The 2,121-nt window shown below is 34.0% G+C and carries 5 protein-coding genes; all 5 read left to right on the plus strand.

What is annotated here, in order from left to right; all coding sequences use genetic code 11:
• Positions 1–141: 141 nt before the first annotated feature.
• Positions 142–405 (plus strand): BMC domain-containing protein, encoded by a 264-nt coding sequence (locus VK998_RS11980; RefSeq protein ID WP_325228650.1) that lies wholly within the window; start codon positions 142–144, stop codon positions 403–405.
• A 20-nt stretch (positions 406–425) separates the two neighbouring features.
• Entirely contained in the window at positions 426–791 is a 366-nt protein-coding gene (locus VK998_RS11985) for a hypothetical protein (RefSeq protein ID WP_325228653.1), read from the plus strand.
• A gap of 20 nt (positions 792–811) precedes the next feature.
• Positions 812–1,183: a BMC domain-containing protein gene (locus VK998_RS11990; RefSeq protein WP_325228655.1), complete on the plus strand. Its 372-nt coding sequence runs from the start codon at positions 812–814 to the stop codon at positions 1,181–1,183.
• Positions 1,184–1,203: 20 nt separating this feature from the next.
• On the plus strand, positions 1,204–1,482 hold the full coding sequence (locus VK998_RS11995) for a BMC domain-containing protein (RefSeq protein ID WP_475513939.1): 279 nt from the start codon (positions 1,204–1,206) through the stop codon (positions 1,480–1,482).
• Positions 1,483–1,500: 18 nt separating this feature from the next.
• On the plus strand, positions 1,501–2,121 hold a 621-nt coding region (locus VK998_RS12000), incomplete at its 3' end, for a hypothetical protein (protein ID WP_325228661.1).

Consider the following 2,121-nt stretch of genomic DNA (forward strand, 5'->3'; position numbering starts at 1 on the left):
GTGACAGATAAGGTAGGAATTGATGCAACTAAACCTTTAGGAGAAAAGGCGGTTGAATTTGAAAGGGCTATAATCCCTGGATATGAAAACATAGATATAAGTAAATATTTTCCAAATATAAAATAAAGAAGGTGAGGTAATATGAGAGAAGCTATAGGTATGGTTGAGACCAGGTCTCTGATAGGTGCCATAGAAGCTGCAGATACTATGGTTAAGGCTGCTAATGTGAAGATTATGGATTTTGAAATTGTGGGTTCAGGCTTAGTTTCTGTTACAGTATCTGGAGATGTAGGAGCTGTTAAGGCAGCGGTAGAAAGTGGTGAGGCAAGAGCAGCCCAAGTGGCAGAAGTAATTTCAGCCAATGTAATTCCAAGACCTCATGATGAAGTGGATAAAATATTTTGATTTTACGGTGGTGAAATATTATGGTTAATCCATTAGCTAGGGTGGTTATGAACAATGTAGCTAAAAAAACCAACTATGGTAAGGATACGGATAAAAATAACAAGGTGGACAATTTAAACCTTAAAAAATTAGATACAATCGCTAGTGAAATGAAGAAGGATTATAAAGGTAATGAAAATTTGAGCAATAATGTTGATAATATTAACAAATCTCATTTTACCAATAAGGTTGGCTCAGATAAAAAGGTTAGTAATTTAACCCCTAAAGAAGAGGGCCTAATACAAAACCTTATAAAAGGCGAAAAAATAGTTAAGGAAAGTAACAAGACTAAAGCTACTATGGTAAGCCTAAGCGAAGTAGCGAAAAAGGTTAAAGGTAGCCGTTAATTTTAGAACGGAGGTGTAGTATGGAAAAGGCATTGGGGCTTATTGAGGCCAAAGGACTTACTACTGCAGTAGCTGCACTAGATGCAGCAAGCAAAGCCGCAGATGTAACCTTAATAGGAGTAGAAAAAGTTATTGGAGTTGGAAAAGCTGTTGGAGTAAATATCCAAATTGCTGGAGAAGTGGCTGCTGTAAGGGCTGCCGTTGATGCAGGAGTAGAAGCTGCCAATAGAGTAGGCTTAGTTATTGGTAGTCATGTAATTCCTAGACCTCATGATGAGGTGGATAAAATGATTGAACAATTTTCTAAGAATTTAAAGAAAAAAGAACAAAAAAGCAAAGAGAAAAAAGAAAAAAAGGAAGAAAAAACTGAAACAAAAACTAAAAAGAAATAATTTTATAAGGAGGAATAATGATGAGTCAAGCTTTAGGTTTAGTTGAAACGAAAGGATTAGTAGGGTCTATAGAAGCTGCTGATGCTATGGTTAAGGCAGCAAATGTTACATTGATAAGTTATGAAAAGATTGGATTTGGTCTTGTAACTGTAATGGTTAGAGGAGATGTAGGAGCAGTTAAGGCAGCAGTAGATGCTGGTGCAGAAGCTGCAAGGGCTGTTGGAGAACTTCATTCCGTACATGTAATACCAAGACCACATTCAGAGATTGAAAGAGTTATATTAAAACAATATGAATAATACTTTGGAGTGTTTTAGATGGCTAAAAACAAGATAACCTTAAATGTTTTAGCGGATATCACTAAAAAACTAAATGGAAAGGCTCCAATCAATCCAGTTAGTAAGGCTTTAATAGTGTTTACCGGTTCCAATATAAATTTGGACAAAAAAATAGAGGAATTAAAGGAATTAGAAAGCCATGGTATAAATTTATCTTTAGCTTTTTCCTTCATGGGGGAAAGGATATTAGATGTAGATGATATAGTAGATTCCTTAAATCCATTTGAAATATATAAGGAAGAGGATATATTTAGATTAGAAGAGATTACAAATTCTTATTCTAAAATAATAGGACCAAATATTACCATGAATACTTTATCTAAAGTATCTTTAGGGATGATAGATAGTTTCGTATCCAATATTTTATGGAATTATCTTTATAACAGTAAGGAAGTATACTTAGACTTTACTTCAGTAACTAACTATCTAGGGAAACCAACTAAAAATAAAGGCATAAGCAAACAAATAGAAGACCATATAAACAATTTGAAGAATATGGGAGTCGTAGAGATTGTAGAAGGCAAGTATATAGACGATATAATTGGTGCTAAATCCGATATTGAAATCCCTAATATTGAAGTAAGTATGAATAATGATGGT

Source organism: Schnuerera sp., from assembly GCF_035459645.1.
Classification (GTDB): domain Bacteria; phylum Bacillota; class Clostridia; order Tissierellales; family Tepidimicrobiaceae; genus Schnuerera.

Coding starts and splice junctions, on each gene's coding strand:
- VK998_RS11985 (WP_325228653.1), top strand. CDS start 426: ATGGTTAATCCATTAGCTAGGGTGGTTATGAACAATGTAGCTAAAAAA.
- VK998_RS11990 (WP_325228655.1), top strand. CDS start 812: ATGGAAAAGGCATTGGGGCTTATTGAGGCCAAAGGACTTACTACTGCA.
- VK998_RS11995 (WP_475513939.1), top strand. CDS start 1,204: ATGAGTCAAGCTTTAGGTTTAGTTGAAACGAAAGGATTAGTAGGGTCT.
- VK998_RS11980 (WP_325228650.1), top strand. CDS start 142: ATGAGAGAAGCTATAGGTATGGTTGAGACCAGGTCTCTGATAGGTGCC.